Annotated in this window: 13 protein-coding genes; 4 read left to right on the forward strand and 9 right to left on the reverse strand. The window is 59.7% G+C overall.

The window, feature by feature from the left end; genetic code table 11:
* Positions 1 to 239: 239 nt before the first annotated feature.
* Positions 240 to 1,145, forward strand: coding sequence for a LysR family transcriptional regulator (locus tag K7A42_RS20935; RefSeq protein WP_282455791.1), 906 nt, complete (start codon positions 240 to 242; stop codon positions 1,143 to 1,145).
* Here the strand turns inward: K7A42_RS20935 and gor are convergent.
* From gor to rpiA, 3 genes are all read right to left on the reverse strand, one after another.
* The gene (gor, locus tag K7A42_RS20940) at positions 1,142 to 2,530 is read right to left on the reverse strand and encodes a glutathione-disulfide reductase (protein ID WP_037093218.1); all 1,389 of its coding nucleotides are present in this window, start codon (positions 2,528 to 2,530) and stop codon (positions 1,142 to 1,144) included. The two genes, K7A42_RS20935 and gor, sit on opposite strands and share 4 nt — an antisense overlap.
* Positions 2,531 to 2,673: 143 nt before the next feature.
* Positions 2,674 to 3,240 (reverse strand): DUF2059 domain-containing protein, encoded by a 567-nt coding sequence (locus K7A42_RS20945; protein ID WP_006697398.1) that lies wholly within the window; start codon positions 3,238 to 3,240, stop codon positions 2,674 to 2,676.
* Positions 3,241 to 3,256: 16 nt separating this feature from the next.
* A complete protein-coding gene (gene rpiA, locus K7A42_RS20950) occupies positions 3,257 to 3,952 on the reverse strand; it encodes a ribose-5-phosphate isomerase RpiA (protein ID WP_006697397.1) in 696 nt (231 codons plus the stop codon).
* A gap of 188 nt (positions 3,953 to 4,140) precedes the next feature.
* On the opposite strand from rpiA, the gene K7A42_RS20955 reads away from it, so the two are divergent.
* Positions 4,141 to 4,842 carry an HAD family hydrolase gene (locus K7A42_RS20955; RefSeq protein ID WP_282455792.1) on the forward strand — a complete coding sequence of 234 codons (702 nt, stop codon included), beginning with the start codon at positions 4,141 to 4,143 and terminating at the stop codon, positions 4,840 to 4,842.
* 299 nt (positions 4,843 to 5,141) lie between these two features.
* Here K7A42_RS20955 and K7A42_RS20960 read toward each other — a convergent pair whose 3' ends face one another.
* Positions 5,142 to 7,010, reverse strand: a complete 1,869-nt coding sequence (locus tag K7A42_RS20960; RefSeq protein WP_282455862.1) for a L,D-transpeptidase family protein — start codon at positions 7,008 to 7,010, stop codon at positions 5,142 to 5,144.
* Positions 7,011 to 7,170: 160 nt separating this feature from the next.
* Positions 7,171 to 7,512, reverse strand: a complete 342-nt coding sequence (locus K7A42_RS20965) for a hypothetical protein (protein WP_144115311.1) — start codon at positions 7,510 to 7,512, stop codon at positions 7,171 to 7,173.
* Between K7A42_RS20965 and fumC the strand changes: the two genes are divergently transcribed.
* Both fumC and K7A42_RS20975 read left to right on the forward strand, forming a co-directional pair.
* Complete coding sequence (gene fumC, locus K7A42_RS20970; RefSeq protein ID WP_060942550.1) at positions 7,502 to 8,893, forward strand: class II fumarate hydratase; 1,392 nt, start codon at positions 7,502 to 7,504, stop codon at positions 8,891 to 8,893. The two genes, K7A42_RS20965 and fumC, sit on opposite strands and share 11 nt — an antisense overlap.
* A 209-nt stretch (positions 8,894 to 9,102) precedes the next feature.
* On the forward strand, positions 9,103 to 10,038 hold the full coding sequence (locus tag K7A42_RS20975; RefSeq protein WP_244404953.1) for an alpha/beta hydrolase: 936 nt from the start codon (positions 9,103 to 9,105) through the stop codon (positions 10,036 to 10,038).
* Between the two features lie 221 nt (positions 10,039 to 10,259).
* Here K7A42_RS20975 and K7A42_RS20980 read toward each other — a convergent pair whose 3' ends face one another.
* The 4 genes from K7A42_RS20980 to K7A42_RS20995 form a co-directional block, all read right to left on the reverse strand.
* Positions 10,260 to 11,888, reverse strand: coding sequence for a CTP synthase (locus K7A42_RS20980; protein WP_006697393.1), 1,629 nt, complete (start codon positions 11,886 to 11,888; stop codon positions 10,260 to 10,262).
* A 159-nt stretch (positions 11,889 to 12,047) separates the two neighbouring features.
* Positions 12,048 to 12,506 (reverse strand): preprotein translocase subunit SecG, encoded by a 459-nt coding sequence (gene secG / locus K7A42_RS20985; RefSeq protein WP_004442000.1) that lies wholly within the window; start codon positions 12,504 to 12,506, stop codon positions 12,048 to 12,050.
* A 115-nt stretch (positions 12,507 to 12,621) separates the two neighbouring features.
* Positions 12,622 to 13,392 carry a triose-phosphate isomerase gene (gene tpiA, locus K7A42_RS20990; protein ID WP_035210909.1) on the reverse strand — a complete coding sequence of 257 codons (771 nt, stop codon included), beginning with the start codon at positions 13,390 to 13,392 and terminating at the stop codon, positions 12,622 to 12,624.
* Positions 13,393 to 13,605: 213 nt separating this feature from the next.
* A complete protein-coding gene (locus tag K7A42_RS20995) occupies positions 13,606 to 14,487 on the reverse strand; it encodes a dienelactone hydrolase family protein (protein ID WP_282455793.1) in 882 nt (293 codons plus the stop codon).
* Positions 14,488 to 14,605 lie beyond the last annotated feature (118 nt).

Consider the following 14,605-nt stretch of genomic DNA (forward strand, 5'->3'; position numbering starts at 1 on the left):
CAAGGCCAGTTCTCCCATTCGGAAACACACCCGCCTCTTCCGTGGCGGATTTCCATGTGTCTAATCTTCTCCATAAGGAACATGGTTTCGGGTAACATGTCTGTCTCCTTTGTTGGAGACGAGTTAGGTTGCGCCCTGCAGCAAGCATAGAGGCAGGACTGAAAGACCCGTTTCATATCTGAACGGAGAAGACAGGCCCTGATGCGGCTAAGATGCTGCCATGATGTGGAGAGGATGCCGTGACAGAAGTGGACTGGGACGAGTTGAGGCTTTTCGACATTGTCGCCACAGAGGGCGGCCTCGCCGGCGCGGCGGGTAAAGCCGGGCTCAGTGCGCCGACGATTGGCCGAAAGATGATGCTTCTTGAACGCAAAATGGGGCGAACGCTCTTTATTCGGAGTCAGAACGGATACCGGCTCGCACCGGACGGCCAGGTCCTGTTCGAGAAGGTAAGGTCCATGCGCAACAGCGCGGCGGAAATCACTCAATGGCATAGCGACGCTTTTTCGCTACCGATCGTTTCTCTGTCGAGTGACATCTGGATTGCCGGATTCATAGCCACCAATGCGGCGGCCATTCGCGGCCCGTCGGACGCTTTCCGCCTGTGCTGCAAGCAATGTGAGAATGACGACGAGTTGACCTACAGGCGCGGCATGATCGCGATCAGGCACGTCAGGCCAGCCGCCGGGAATTTCGCCGTCCGGAAATCGGTCGACGTTGCCTATTGCGCCTATCGCGCGCGCGACAGCTCAGGCAAGAATGTTGAGCAATGGATTTCGATCGGCACCGAGGTCGCGAAATCCGAGGCCGAAAAATGGGTGTTCCGGCATCGGGAACCGCTGATCCACACCTGGACGAATGCCCCTGCCCTTTTGCCGAGCCTGATCCAGAGCGGCGCCGGAAAAGGCGTCCTGCCCTGCTTTACTGGTGACAACGTCCCCGGCCTCGTCCGCGACGGCGAGATCATCGAGGAACTCTCCCATCCGCTTTGGATCATCGTCAACGACGACGACCGGCACGCCCCGGAAATGCGGCTCGACATAGATCGCCTCGTCGCTCTCCTGAAGGGCAACGAGGCGTTATTCGATGGCAGCCGCCATTATCAGGCAGAGACGAGCTGGAAGCCGGAGCGGAAGATGAGCTAGACCCGCTCGCCGTTTACGACGCGATAGCTCGGCGAATACATTGTCACCAGTTCCTCTGCCGCCGTTGGGTGAACAGCCATGGTGCGGTCGAAGTCATCCTTCGTGCAGCCGGCTTTCAGCGTGATGCCGAGAAGCTGCGCCATCTCGCCGGCCTCATGGCCGAGGATATGCACGCCGACGACCTTGCGGTCAGCGGCATTGACGATCAGCTTCATGATCGTTTTCTCCTGCCGGCCAGATAGCGTTGCCTTCATCGGACGGAACTGGGCGCGATAGACTTCCAGTTCCGGATATTTCTTGCCGGCTTCCTCTTCCGAAAGGCCGACAGTGCCGATTTCCGGCTGCGAGAATACCGCCGTCGCAATCAGCTCGTGATCCGGCTTGGTCGGGTTGTTCTTGTATTCCGTCTCGATGAAGCACATCGCCTCGTGGATCGCCACCGGCGTCAGTTGTACCCGGTCGGTGACGTCGCCAAGTGCGAAGATGCTGGGCACGTTCGTGCGCGAATAATCGTCAACGACGATCGCGCCGCGGGCGTCCACCTCCACACCGGCATTCTCGAGACCGAGCCCCTTGGTATTCGGATCGCGGCCAAGCGCCAGCATCACCAGGCCCACATGCAGCGAAGCGCCCTGCTTGGTGCGGGCCACGAAACCGCCGGCGCCATCCTTGCTGACTTCCTCGATGATGTCTTCCAGAATGATGCGGATGCCCTTGGCCTCCATCGCCTCATGCAGGCCCTTGCGCATATCCTGATCGAAGCGCGACAGGATTTCCTTGCCGCGATAGATCAATGTCGTTTCAACGCCGAGCCCGTGGAAGATATTGGCGAATTCCACCGCGATATAACCGCCGCCGGCAATCAGGATCGATTTCGGCAGCTCCTCGAGATCGAAAGCCTCGTTGGACGAAATCGTCAACTCATGGCCGGGCAGCGCCTTGTGTTCGTTCGGCGTGCCGCCGACAGCGATGACGATGCGCTCGGCGGTGAAGGTTTCGCCGGTTTTCGTCAGCTTGACGGTATGGGCATCCACGAGTTCCGCCCGGCTGTCGAAAATATCAGCCTTGGCGTTTTCCAGACCCTTACGGTAGAGCCCTTCGAGACGGGTGATTTCCTTGTCCTTCGCCGCGATCAGCTTTTTCCAGTCGAAGCTGCGCTCGCCGACGCTCCAGCCGAAACCTTCAGAATCCTCGAAATGCTCGGGGAACTGCGAGGCGTAGACGAACAGCTTCTTCGGCACGCAGCCGCGGATGACGCAGGTGCCGCCATAGCGGTATTCCTCGGCGATCGCCACGCGCTTGCCGAGCGAGGCAGCCACACGGCCGCTGCGCACGCCGCCGGAACCGCCACCGATGACGAAGAGATCGTAGTCATAAGCTGTCATAGTCAAAAACCCCTGATCAAAACCGCCATCAGCCGCAAACGGGCAGCGGTGCATTCACGCCCACATATAGGTGCTGCGGCGCACAAATGAAAAGCCCGGTCTTGCGGCCGGGCTTTGAATATTTCTGAACCTGGAAAAGCGCCTTATGGCTTGGCAGCCGGAGCGCCACCCGTGGCATTGTGATCCGCCGGAAGCGGCTTCAGATCAGCGCCTGCGACCTTCTGCAGTTCGGTCATGCTGGCAGCGTTGAGATCGCGGTTGATACCGGCGGCCCAGATATCGGCAGCCTTCATCAGTTCGCGGGTCGCAATCGGGCCGTCCTTCAACAGCTTCTTGCCAGCTTCGCTGCTGTAGAAGGTGGAGATGGCGTTCAGTTCCTCGACCGAAAAAGCACGTGCATAGGTCAGCGCGGCCTCACGCTCGAGATCGGCGCGGCGCGGTGCAAGCTCAAGCGCCTTGGCGTCAACCGTCGCGGTGATCGCATCCTGAACATTCGGCGAAGCCTGAATAAGTTCTGCCTTCAGACGCTCGGCCAGTCCCGGCAGAATGTCGTCGAAACGGTCGGTAACGCCAAGAGAGGCGATCGCCTGCCGCGCGGCAGCAATATGCGCTTCGGAAATTTCCTGGGCGCGTGCGGCAGTACCGAACACGATGCCGGAAATGAGGATCGAAGCAGCGGCAGCTTTGCCCAGTCCCGCTAGTTTGATCATGAAAATCTCGCTCCTGTTATACTGCCTGCATCACGCGGGCGCCTTCAGGGCCAGCGATAATGGCAAGCGATGCCAAATTTATGAAAAGTCCGTGCTCGACGACACCGGGAATCGTGTTCAGCTCGCGTGCTAGCGCTTCTGCATCAGGAATACGGCCAAAAGATGCGTCGAGAATAAGGTGTCCGCCATCCGTCATGAAGACGCCGTCACCGGAAGAGCGAAGCTTCAACTCACCCGACAGGCCGGACCGCGATGCCAGCTTTTCGATGGCGATGCGGGTCGCAACCTGGCCAAACGGATTGATCTCGATGGGCAGAGGAAAGGCGCCCAGCGTCTCCACAACCTTGCTCTGGTCGGCGATGACGATCACGCGTGCGGATGCCGCCGCGACGATCTTCTCGCGCAGCAGTGCACCGCCGCCGCCCTTGACGAGCCGCAACGCGTGGTCAACCTCATCCGCACCGTCAATGGTCAGATCCAGTTCCGGCAATTCATCGAGAGATTTCAGCGGAACGCCAAGCTCGACGCACAGACGCGCGGTGCGCTCGGATGTCGGCACGCCCTCGACCTTGAGGCCGGCGGCGACCTTCTCGGCCAGAAGCCGGACGAATTCCTCGGCCGTCGAACCCGTGCCGATACCGAGCCGCATCCCATCCTGTACATGGGACAATGCGGCCTCGGCGGCCTTGATCTTCATCTGGCGGGCATCCATGTGCCTGAAACTCCGGTAGCTTTGTCGTCGCCGTGCTGTTTACACGGGTCGAAAGCCAAACGAAAGCCTTTTTCAAGGCAACGAACAGAACGTTGTGATGCGGTTGCAAAGACAGGAGGCTTTGCCTAGGCTTGGCGCGAATGAAAGCATGAATAGCTCAGCCCCGCATTCTACAAGAGGCCGTTTCCGTGACATCCCGCCCGCTCGCCCCGCTCGCCATTTTCGATCTCGACGGTACTCTGGTCGATACCGCCGCTGATCTCGTCTCGAGCCTCAACCATACCATTGCCGCAGCCGGGCTTGCGCCCGTCACCTATGACGACCTGACGCATCTCGTCGGCCAGGGCGCACGGGTCATGATCAAGCGCGCCTTTGCACTGCGCGAAACGGAACTGCCGGAAGCCGAAATCGATCCGCTCTACGAACGCTTCATCACCCATTACCGCGCTGAAATGCCCGGCGAAAGCCGCCCCTACCCCGGCATCGTCAAAACGCTGGATGCGCTTTCGCAATCCGGCATCACGCTTGCCGTCTGCACCAACAAGACCGCAGTCCTCGCTGTACCGCTGCTCGAAAAACTCGGCCTTACGCCGTATTTCGCGGCCATCACCTGTGGCGACACGTTCGAATTCCGCAAGCCGGACGCGCGCCATATCTTGGGGACCATCGAAAGGGCCGGTGGTGACCCGGCGCGCACGATCATGGTCGGCGACAGCATCAACGATATCCTCGCCGCGAAAAACGCCAACGTGCCCTCCATCGGCGTCACTTTCGGTTACACGGATGTACCGATGGCCGAGCTGAAGCCGGATGTAGTAATCGATAATTTTGATGCGCTGACACCGACATTGTTCGAGAAGCTGATTGCAAGGGGTGCGGCCGCGGCTTGAGAGACTGAGCGACAAACGCAAGGAAACGGCACTTTCGACATCAATGAGAGCTAAACGACTTCCCTGCCGTCCGTCATGCCGGACTTGATCCGGCATCCAGCCACGGCGCGTCTGCGCCGTGAAAGGAGCCTTTGCAATCAAGGACTTGATCGCGCTGGACCCCGGATCAGGTCCGGGGTGACGGAGTACCCGTTTACGCCAACATCCCTGACAGGGTCTGCAGCCGAACTATTCCAAAACCGATCCATAAAACAAAGAAAAGCGCCGTTTCCGGCGCTTTTCTTTTGAATAGACCCTAATCAGATCGAGCTGGCCCTTGCCTTCGTCGTCACCGCAAAGGCCTTCTGCACGTAGCTGTCGCGATCATAGACATCATCGAAGAACTGGACCTTGCCGTCCTTATCCGGCCAGGCGGTGAAATAGGCCACATAAACCGGAATCTTTTCCGGCACCTGCACGGCGCGGTTCTTGCCTGACGCAATCTGCTCGCCAACCTTGTCAACGCTGGTGCCAAGAACGGCAGCCGCCATGCGGCGCGGGTCGACCAGGCGGATACAGCCGTGGCTCAGCGCCCGCATATCGCGGTTGAAGAAGCTTTTGGCCGGCGTGTCATGCATGTAGATGGCATGCGCGTTGGGGAAGAGGATTTTCAGGTCGCCCAGCGCATTGTCGCTGCTCGGCGGCTGGCGCACGGAAACGGCGTTGGTCGAGCCATACCAGTTGACGCTGGAAGACGATACCGCACGGCCATTCACCTGCACTTCGTAACCCAGGCGATCGAGGTATGATGGGTCACGGCGCAGCTTCGGCAGCATCTCGTTGATGATGATCGACTGCGGTACGCCCCAATAGGGGTTGAACTCGACCGTCTGGATTTCATCCTGGAAGAAATAGGTCTGGTTGGACTTGGAGCCGACCACGACCTTCATGCCGAACTGTTCGACGCCTTCATTGTGGTAATAGGCCATGAAAGCGGGCTGGTTGATGAAGACGTAACGCTGGCCGAGATCGGCCGGCAACCAGCGGATCTGCTCCATGGCCACCTGCACCTTGGCGATCTTCGCGTCATTGCTTTCGCCGACCATGGCGCGCACGGTCGCACGACCGATGACGCCATCCGCCTTCAGGCCATTTTCGCTCTGGAACGCCTTCACCAGATCGACGAGATCGGGCGTGTAATCCGGTGTCTGCTGGTAAGCGGAGATCGTTGCGGCATGTTCCGCCTTGAAGGCGGGAGAAGCCCGATGTTCGATAGCCTTGACGACACTCGCCATGTCAGCGCTGCTGTTGCCGGGCTTCAGCACCAGATCGGCGGGAACACGAACGACATGGGCGGCATCGCCCTCGCCACGCAGGCGGGCAAGCTCTGCCTTCAGCGCCTGATACTCGGCGCTGGAGGGCTCGCGGCTGCGCAGATAAGCGGCCACATCTGGGCTAAGGCCAGCAAGCTTCAGCACGGGAGCGAGGTTAACCGTCTTGCGCTTGAAATCATGGTAACCGGACAGCCGGTTCGGATCGACGCGGCCACGGGTCGTATCCTGCACATAGGCGAGAACCTTGGCGGACAGCGCCAGCTCGAACTGCATCTGCGCCCGCTGATAGGCATCGGAAACAGGCGCCGAAGCCGTCTCGACCGGTGTGCCGTTCGATGTGGTGCCGGCAACATTGCTGCTGATACTCGCAGTCACATCCTTGGCCGGTGCGGAAATGCTGTAATCGGCGGGATCGAGACCGCTTTCGCCAACCGTCTCCAGGAAAGCGATGGCGGCGTTGGCGCGCTCGGTCAGTTCGCCACCGGATACCCACAACGTCTTGCCGCCAGCGCCGTAATAAGCCTCAAGCGCCTTGGCGATCTCGGGCGTGGCGCTGAACTTGAGATTGGCAAGGCCTTCGCCGAAATTCGCGGTGTTCACCGCCCGGGCTGCATCTGCCTTGTAATCATAATAGCGTGGGCCGGAAACGCGGGGCAAAGGCTCGGGATCGGAAGCATCTGCACTCTGACCAGCGCCCGATCCGGAGCCGGATGGCGAGGTGACGATGCCGGCCGGCGGCAACTCGCCGCGATCCCGCGCGATCTTGCCGGGCCCGCCGCGCAGGAGGTCCATCAGGGTCACCGCACCGGCGCTGCCGGGAAGAGCGGTGGAAACGGAAAGACCGAGAGCCAGCACCAGTGCTGCCGATGATTTTCCAGATGTGACTTGCAATTTGATCCTCGTAGCACCCAGCACCACCGGAAAAACGGCGGGCATTAGTTTCATGCCTGTCTAGCCGATCAACGGCCTGTTGAAAAGAAAACGCCCAAAGCTCAAAATCGTGCCGAAATGAACCTCATAATACAGCCAAAGCCGTAAAAACGTAATTTCCAGAATTGGCGAGAATGGTTAAATTTCTATTTATTTCATTCACTTTGCTTTGAGCGCCCGCCCCGGTACAAGCCCGGTTTCCCTGCCTTTTCATGACGTAGTAAAAATGCCACGCAGCCGGGTTTTTCGCCTTGCTGCATTCGCTGCAGGCAAATCGCCGCGGAACGACGGGAAATATCTTCCCGCGCCGCATTGCAGCGGCTTTCTTTGCCGCCGCGATGATTCTATATATCGGCCGCGCAAGGCGGGCGAAGGCGCCGTTTTGGCGGAGGAACACGAGTAAAAAGGCAAGATTGATGACAGCCACACGGACGGAAACCGATACATTTGGCCCTATTGAAGTTCAGGCCGATCGCTACTGGGGCGCGCAGGCGCAGCGCTCGCTCGGCAACTTCAAGATCGGCTGGGAAAAGCAGCCCGCCTCTGTCGTTCGCGCGCTCGGCATCGTCAAGCAGGCCGCCGCCCGTGCCAACATGGCGCTTGCCGGCCTCGACCCGAAGATCGGTGAAGCCATCATCGCCGCCGCACAGGAAGTCATCGACGGCAAGCTGACCGAACATTTCCCGCTCGTCGTCTGGCAGACCGGCTCCGGCACCCAGTCCAACATGAACGCCAATGAGGTGATTTCCAACCGCGCAATCGAGATGCTCGGCGGCGAAATGGGCAGCAAGAAGCCGGTTCATCCCAACGACCACGTCAACATGAGCCAGTCCTCGAACGACACCTATCCGACGGCGATGCACATCGCCTGCGTCGAGCAGATCGTTCACCACCTGCTGCCGAGCCTGAGGCACCTGCATCAGGCGCTGGAAGCCAAGGTCAAGCAGTTCGAAAAGATCATCAAGATCGGCCGCACCCACACGCAGGATGCAACGCCGCTGACGCTCGGCCAGGAATTCTCCGGTTACGCCGCGCAGGTCGCCTCCGCCATCGCCAACATCGAAACCACCCTGCCTGCGCTTTCCAAGCTCGCCCAGGGCGGCACGGCCGTCGGCACGGGCCTCAATGCCCCTGTTGGTTTTGCCGAAAAGGTGGCCGAGGAAATTTCGAAGATCACCGGCCTTTCCTTCGTCACCGCGCCGAACAAGTTCGAAGCGCTTGCCTCGCATGATTCCATGGTCTTCTCGCATGGCGCGATCAACGCGGCAGCAGCGGCACTCTTCAAGATCGCCAACGACATCCGCTTCCTCGGCTCCGGCCCCCGCGCCGGTCTCGGCGAACTCTCGCTGCCGGAAAACGAGCCCGGCTCGTCCATCATGCCGGGCAAGGTCAACCCTACCCAGTCGGAAGCACTGACGCAGGTTTGCGCCCACATCTTCGGCAACAATGCAGCGCTCTCCTTCGCCGGTTCGCAGGGCCACTTCGAGCTCAACGTCTATAACCCGATGATGGCCTATAACTTCCTGCAGTCCGTCCAGCTTCTGGGCGACGCGGCCGTCTCCTTCACCGACAATTGCGTCGTCGGCATCGAGGCCCGCGAAGACAACATCAAGAAGGGGGTCGAAAACTCTCTGATGCTCGTCACTGCACTGAACGGCAAGCTCGGCTACGACATCTGCGCCAAGATCGCCAAGACCGCCCACAAGAACGGCACGACCCTGCGCGAAGAAGCCGTTGGTGGCGGATACCTCACCAACGAGGAATTCGACCAGTATGTGCGTCCGGAGAACATGATCGGGCCGAAGTAAGACGGTCGGGATTTGTCACTGGAGTTAAAACGGGCCTTCGGGCCCGTTTTTGTTTGCTTGATTGACACGCCGCAGAGAGACCGCGACATCGCTGAACCGAACCGGAATATCTTGTTGCAACCATATTGTCCTGTTGGTTTTTATATAGGCCTCATAAACTGCTCTACCGGGAGAATACCGGATCCAAGTGCCTGATGGAGGAAGACATCATGATCTGCCGCCGCAGCCTTCTTTTTGCCGGGGCATTCCTCGCCACATCAGTGAAAAAAATCCCAAATCTGCTTGCTAAAGACAATCCGCGCCGTCTTGCCCTTTGGGCCGGCAGCCCGCCCGGTGGTGGCGGTCCAAACGGCCCTACGGATATCAGCAAAAAAGGCGCCGTCACCAACATCGCCATACCAGGCCTTGAGATATTTGCCCCTGACAGGCCCAATGGGTCCGCAATGATAATCGCTGGAGGCGGTGGATATAAACGCATCGAGGAGGGCAAGGAATCCAATCCCGCCGCCCGCTGGCTCGCGGCCAGAGGCATTCATACCTTTGTCCTCAGCTACCGCCTGCCGATTGAAGGTTGGGCTGCCGGGCCGCTCGCACCGCTTCAGGATGTGCAACGCGCGTTTCGTCTGGTGCGTGCACACGCCTCGGACTGGCAGATCGATCCGCACAGGGTCGGCGCGCTCGGTTTTTCAGCGGGCGGCCACCTCATGGGGCTTGCCGCCGCCCGCTCGGCTTTTACGTCTTATGATCGTATCGACGACATTGACGGGCAATCAGCCCGCCCGGATATCGCAGCGCTGATCTACCCAGTCATCACGCTTGCCGCTCCCTATGACGATACCTCGACCCGCAGATCGCTTGTCGGCAGACACCCGACAGATAAGGCCACACGCGAATGGTCGGTGGAAAGCCATGTGCGCAAGGATTGCCCGCCAATTTTCCTGGCACAGGCGGATGACGACCGGATCTCCAATCCAGCCAACAGCCGGCTCATGCGAGACGCCTGTGAAAGGGCTGGCGTGGATGTCGAATTTCATCCGATCGCGTCGGGCGGTCACGGCTTTGGCATGGGCAAGGCCGGCACCCCATCGGAAGAGTGGCCAAACTGGTACGAAGTGTGGTTGCGGAAGCATAATTTTCTCGCGTGAGGCCGTTAGCGAACGATAGCAACGTGCATCTTCGGACGGTCGCCCTTCTTCCGTCATCCTCGGGCTTGACCCGAGGATCCGTAACCGCCGAACGATGGATCCTCGGGAGTCAAGCCCGAGGATGACAGAGCAATACGCATCGACGAATGCTCAGCCGAAAGTGCGCATACCGCAAACAAAAAGGGCCGCTTTCGCGACCCTCTTCATAATCCTTCAAACCGTCAAACCAGCCGGCTCTGCTCCACCGCCGCTTCTATGAAGCTGGCGAAAAGTGGATGCGGGTCGAGCGGGCGGCTCTTCAATTCCGGATGGTACTGAACACCGATGAACCACGGATGATCAGGATATTCCACCGTTTCCGGCAGCACACCGTCCGGAGACATGCCGGAGAAGACGAGGCCGCATTCTTCCAGCCGGTCCTTGTAGTCCACGTTCACCTCGTAGCGGTGACGGTGGCGCTCGGAAATATCCGTGGAGCCATAAATCTCGGCGATCTTGGTATCCTTCTTCAGCGCCGCCTTATAGGCGCCGAGGCGCATCGTGCCGCCGAGATCACCCTTGGAGGAGCGCTTCTCCAGCTCGTTGCCCTTCACCCATTCGGTCATGAGGCCGACAACCGGCTCGGACGTCGGACCGAATTCGGTCGAAGAGGCATTTTCGATGCCAGCCAGATGACGGGCCGCTTCCACGACCGCCATCTGCATGCCGAAGCAGATGCCGAAATAGGGCACGTTGCGCTCACGCGCAAACTGCGCCGCCATGATCTTGCCTTCCGAACCGCGCTCGCCGAAACCGCCCGGCACCAGAATGCCGTTGACCTTTTCAAGGTATGGCGTTGGATCTTCCTTTTCGAAGACTTCAGACTCGATCCACTCGAGCTTGACCTTGACGCGGTTGGCAAAGCCGCCGTGATGCAGCGCCTCGATCAGCGACTTATACGCGTCCTTGAGGCCGGTATATTTGCCGACGATCGCAATCGTCACTTCGCCTTCCGGCGTGCGGATACGGTTGCAGACCTCTTCCCACTGCTCCAGACGCGGCTTAGGCGCCGGCTCGATGCCGAAAGCGGCCAGCACTTCCGAATCGAGGCCTTCCTTGTGGTAGGCAATCGGAACGTCATAGATATTCGCCACATCCAGCGCCTGGATGACGGCGGAGGGACGCACGTTGCAGAACAGCGAAAGCTTGCGTCGTTCCGCTTCCGGGATTTCCCGGTCGGCGCGCACCAAAAGGATGTCGGGGTGAATGCCGAGAGCCTGCAACTCCTTCACGGAATGCTGGGTCGGCTTGGTCTTCAATTCGCCTGCCGCCGGAATATAGGGCATCAGCGTCAGGTGAAGATAGATCGCCGTGCCGCGCGGCAGGTCGTTGCCGAGCTGACGGATCGCTTCCATGAACGGCATCGCCTCGATGTCACCCACCGTGCCGCCGATCTCGCAGATGACGAAGTCGTAATCGTCATTGCCTTCGATCACGAAATCCTTGATCTCGTTGGTGACATGCGGAATGACCTGAACCGTTGCGCCGAGATAATCGCCGCGCCGTTCCTTGTCGATGATGTTCTTGTAAATGCGACCGGTGGTGATGTTGTCGGTCTTGGTGGCCGAACGCCCAGTAAAGCGTTCATAGTGGCCAAGGTCGAGGTCCGTCTCGGCACCGTCGTCAGTCACGAACACTTCGCCGTGCTGTGTCGGGCTCATGGTGCCGGGATCGACGTTCAGATAGGGGTCGAGTTTGCGAAGCCGCACCCGATAACCACGGGATTGCAGCAAAGCTCCGAGTGCAGCAGCTGCGATGCCCTTACCGAGAGAGGAGACCACGCCGCCTGTGATGAATACATATCGCGCCATGGGATTCACCGGATACCTTTTTACCTCTGATTCCGCCAGCCCAAATTTCATGCTGTTGCAAATTCGCTGTTGACGAATTCACAATTCAACTGGCCGGAATGCGAACAAAAGAAAACCGGCAGGCTTTTGGCCTGCCGGAGCGTTAAATCAGAACCGGGCTTATTGACCGGTCGGAACTGCGTTCGGATCGGCGGGCTGCGCCGGGGCCGGAGCGGCCGTGCCGGAAGCAGCCGGAGCCGGTGTGGTCTGTGCGGGAGCAGCAGCGCCGTTATTGGTCGGAACACCATTTTCAGCCGGAGCCGGCGTCGAAGGCGTCGTCGACGGGCCGAGCGTGTCGAGAATGCCGTTACCCTGGCCCTGCGTGGCCGGAATACGGTTCAGGATATCGGTCGGACGCGATTCGTAACGGGTCAGAAGACCAAGGCCGAGCGACGTTGCGAAGAACAGCGCCGCAAGGATCGCGGTGGTGCGCGTCAGGGCATTGGCCGTTCCGCGCGCGGACATGAAGCCCGAACCGCCGCCGATACCGAGGCCGCCGCCTTCGGAACGCTGGATCAGGACCACGCCGACAAGCGCCAGCACGATCATGAGGTGAATAACAATCAAAACGGTCTGCATGACAATCCATTCCATGCCCCGCGCGGAGCACCATAAAGAAGGTTTTGCGGCTCTTTACATGAGGCGAAGGCTTATTCCAAGCCCCTTTCCCGATACTCTTTCAGGAAAGCCTCATTCAGGCCGTCAGTCGCTCATATGCCGCATAGATGGACAGGAAGTCCGACGCTTTCAAGCTCGCGCCACCAATCAGCGCGCCATCGACGTTTTCAACGCCCATCAGTTCCAGCGCATTGGCCGGCTTTACCGATCCACCATAAAGGATGCGCATGGTCTTTCCGGCATCGCCGAAGCGCTTGACGAGCTCGTCACGCATGAAGGCATGAGCCTCGCGCACATCGTCCACCGTCGGCGTAAGGCCGGTGCCAATCGCCCAGACGGGTTCATAAGCGATAACGGTATTTTCCGCCGTTGCCTCATCCGGCAGCGAGCCGGCAAGCTGGCGCTTCAAAATATCGAGCGTCTGGCCCGCCTTGCGCTCATCGGCCGTTTCGCCAATGCAGACGATGGCGATGAGATCGGCCGCATGGGCGGCAGATGCCTTGGCGCGAACCAGATGGTCAGTCTCGGCATGGTCGGTGCGGCGCTCGGAGTGGCCAACGATGACGTGGGTGCCGAAGCAGTCGGCAATCATCTCGGCGGAAATATCGCCAGTATGGGCACCGGAGGCGTTCTGGTGGCAATCCTGCGCGCCGATCATCAGCGGGCTGTCGTCACAGAGCGCGGTCGCGACATAAAGCAGCGTTGAAGGCGGGCAGATCAGCGCATCCACCTTCTCGGACAGCGCGCCCTTGACACCCTCTGCCATGGCCTTGATCTGGTCGAGCGAGGCACGCGTGCCGTTCATCTTCCAGTTTCCGGCAACAAGCGGTCGAACATTCGGCGTCATGCGTATCCCATTCCCTTTGTCTCGGGGCGCAGCCCTAGCGGCGCCCCATCCCTCAGCCGCTGACGGCCCTTGATCACGACAGAAGCTCTGCCGCAATTTCCCGGATATTCCTTTAACCGCAGCGGGCAGCAATTGGTACAAAAAAGCGGCCCAAGGGTTAAAACCAGCGGCAAATCTGGCAAAATTTGTCGTGACCGAGCCCGCCGCGATCCCTTATCGGCTCAAAATCCAGTTCAGAACCGCCCGCCAGTCGGTCATTCGCACCGGCGTGCCGTGGCTTCCTGTCTCGTAACGCGTGAACCGCGCGGGCTCCCCAGCCTTCAACAACGTGCGGAAGATCGTCGCCTGCTGATCGGCCGAATAAACCTTGTCGGCGCTGCCATGGGTAAACCAGACCGGCTTCTTCGCCTTCGCGAAAGCGCTTTTCGGAAAATCGGGATCGACCGCGCCACCCAGGATCGCCATTCCCTTGAGATTGGCAACGGCTGCCTTGTCGCGGCTAATGCCATAGCAGATGAAACTGCCCATTGAGGCGCAGGTCAATATGACAGGCTTGCCGTCGGATTTTTTGGCCGCATCCGCAATCAGCGCCGCAATGTCGGCAACGCCGTTCTCATCGAAGGAACGAACACTCGGCACGTAATAGGTGCCGCCATTGGCGACGGCCAGATTCTTCAGCCGGTTGAAATTACCGCCGAACGTATAGTCGTTCATGCCAAGCCGCCGGTCACCGCCGCGCCCATGGATGAAGATGATGGTGAACGCCTGCCCGCTGGCCGGGCCGACGCGACCGACCTCAAGCGCCCTGCCCGCGAACGTCACGGTTTCCAGTGCCTGCACCTTCTTCGGCGCCATATCCACATATTGCCGCTTCACCCGCCGCTCCGGCACCTCGTCGCGGCCGTTGATGTCGCGCATCTCCTTGTAGTCGATGACTTCGGATGCGCCGCCATCGCCCGTGGAAAGCACCGTCTGCGCGGAAAACAACTCGTCCTTGAAAGGCCGCAGCGGCCCGTCAGCCGCAAAGGCCGTAACCGGCATTGCCGCCACAGTCAGGCTGAAAAGAGTACAAAACGTGAAATGAGCTGTGGACATGCCTTGGCTAACCGTTCATTCGTGGCTGCGAGACTTGCCATCGCAAGGCCGGCAGCGCAATCCTCCTGTTGCGAAACCCTGACACAATCGTGACATAGGATGCGCCGCGCTTGCCCAG

It is taken from the genome of Agrobacterium sp. InxBP2 (assembly GCF_026191755.1).
Classification (GTDB): domain Bacteria; phylum Pseudomonadota; class Alphaproteobacteria; order Rhizobiales; family Rhizobiaceae; genus Agrobacterium; species Agrobacterium pusense.

Bases quoted from the DNA above. Each gene is read 5' to 3' on its own strand.
- gor (WP_037093218.1), bottom strand. From the start codon at position 2,530: ATGACAGCTTATGACTACGATCTCTTCGTCATCGGTGGCGGTTCCGGC.
- K7A42_RS20945 (WP_006697398.1), bottom strand. From the start codon at position 3,240: ATGATCAAACTAGCGGGACTGGGCAAAGCTGCCGCTGCTTCGATCCTC.
- rpiA (WP_006697397.1), bottom strand. From the start codon at position 3,952: ATGGATGCCCGCCAGATGAAGATCAAGGCCGCCGAGGCCGCATTGTCC.
- fumC (WP_060942550.1), top strand. From the start codon at position 7,502: ATGACAGCCACACGGACGGAAACCGATACATTTGGCCCTATTGAAGTT.
- K7A42_RS20975 (WP_244404953.1), top strand. From the start codon at position 9,103: ATGATCTGCCGCCGCAGCCTTCTTTTTGCCGGGGCATTCCTCGCCACA.
- K7A42_RS20980 (WP_006697393.1), bottom strand. From the start codon at position 11,888: ATGGCGCGATATGTATTCATCACAGGCGGCGTGGTCTCCTCTCTCGGT.
- secG (WP_004442000.1), bottom strand. From the start codon at position 12,506: ATGCAGACCGTTTTGATTGTTATTCACCTCATGATCGTGCTGGCGCTT.
- tpiA (WP_035210909.1), bottom strand. From the start codon at position 13,392: ATGACGCCGAATGTTCGACCGCTTGTTGCCGGAAACTGGAAGATGAAC.
- K7A42_RS20995 (WP_282455793.1), bottom strand. From the start codon at position 14,487: ATGTCCACAGCTCATTTCACGTTTTGTACTCTTTTCAGCCTGACTGTG.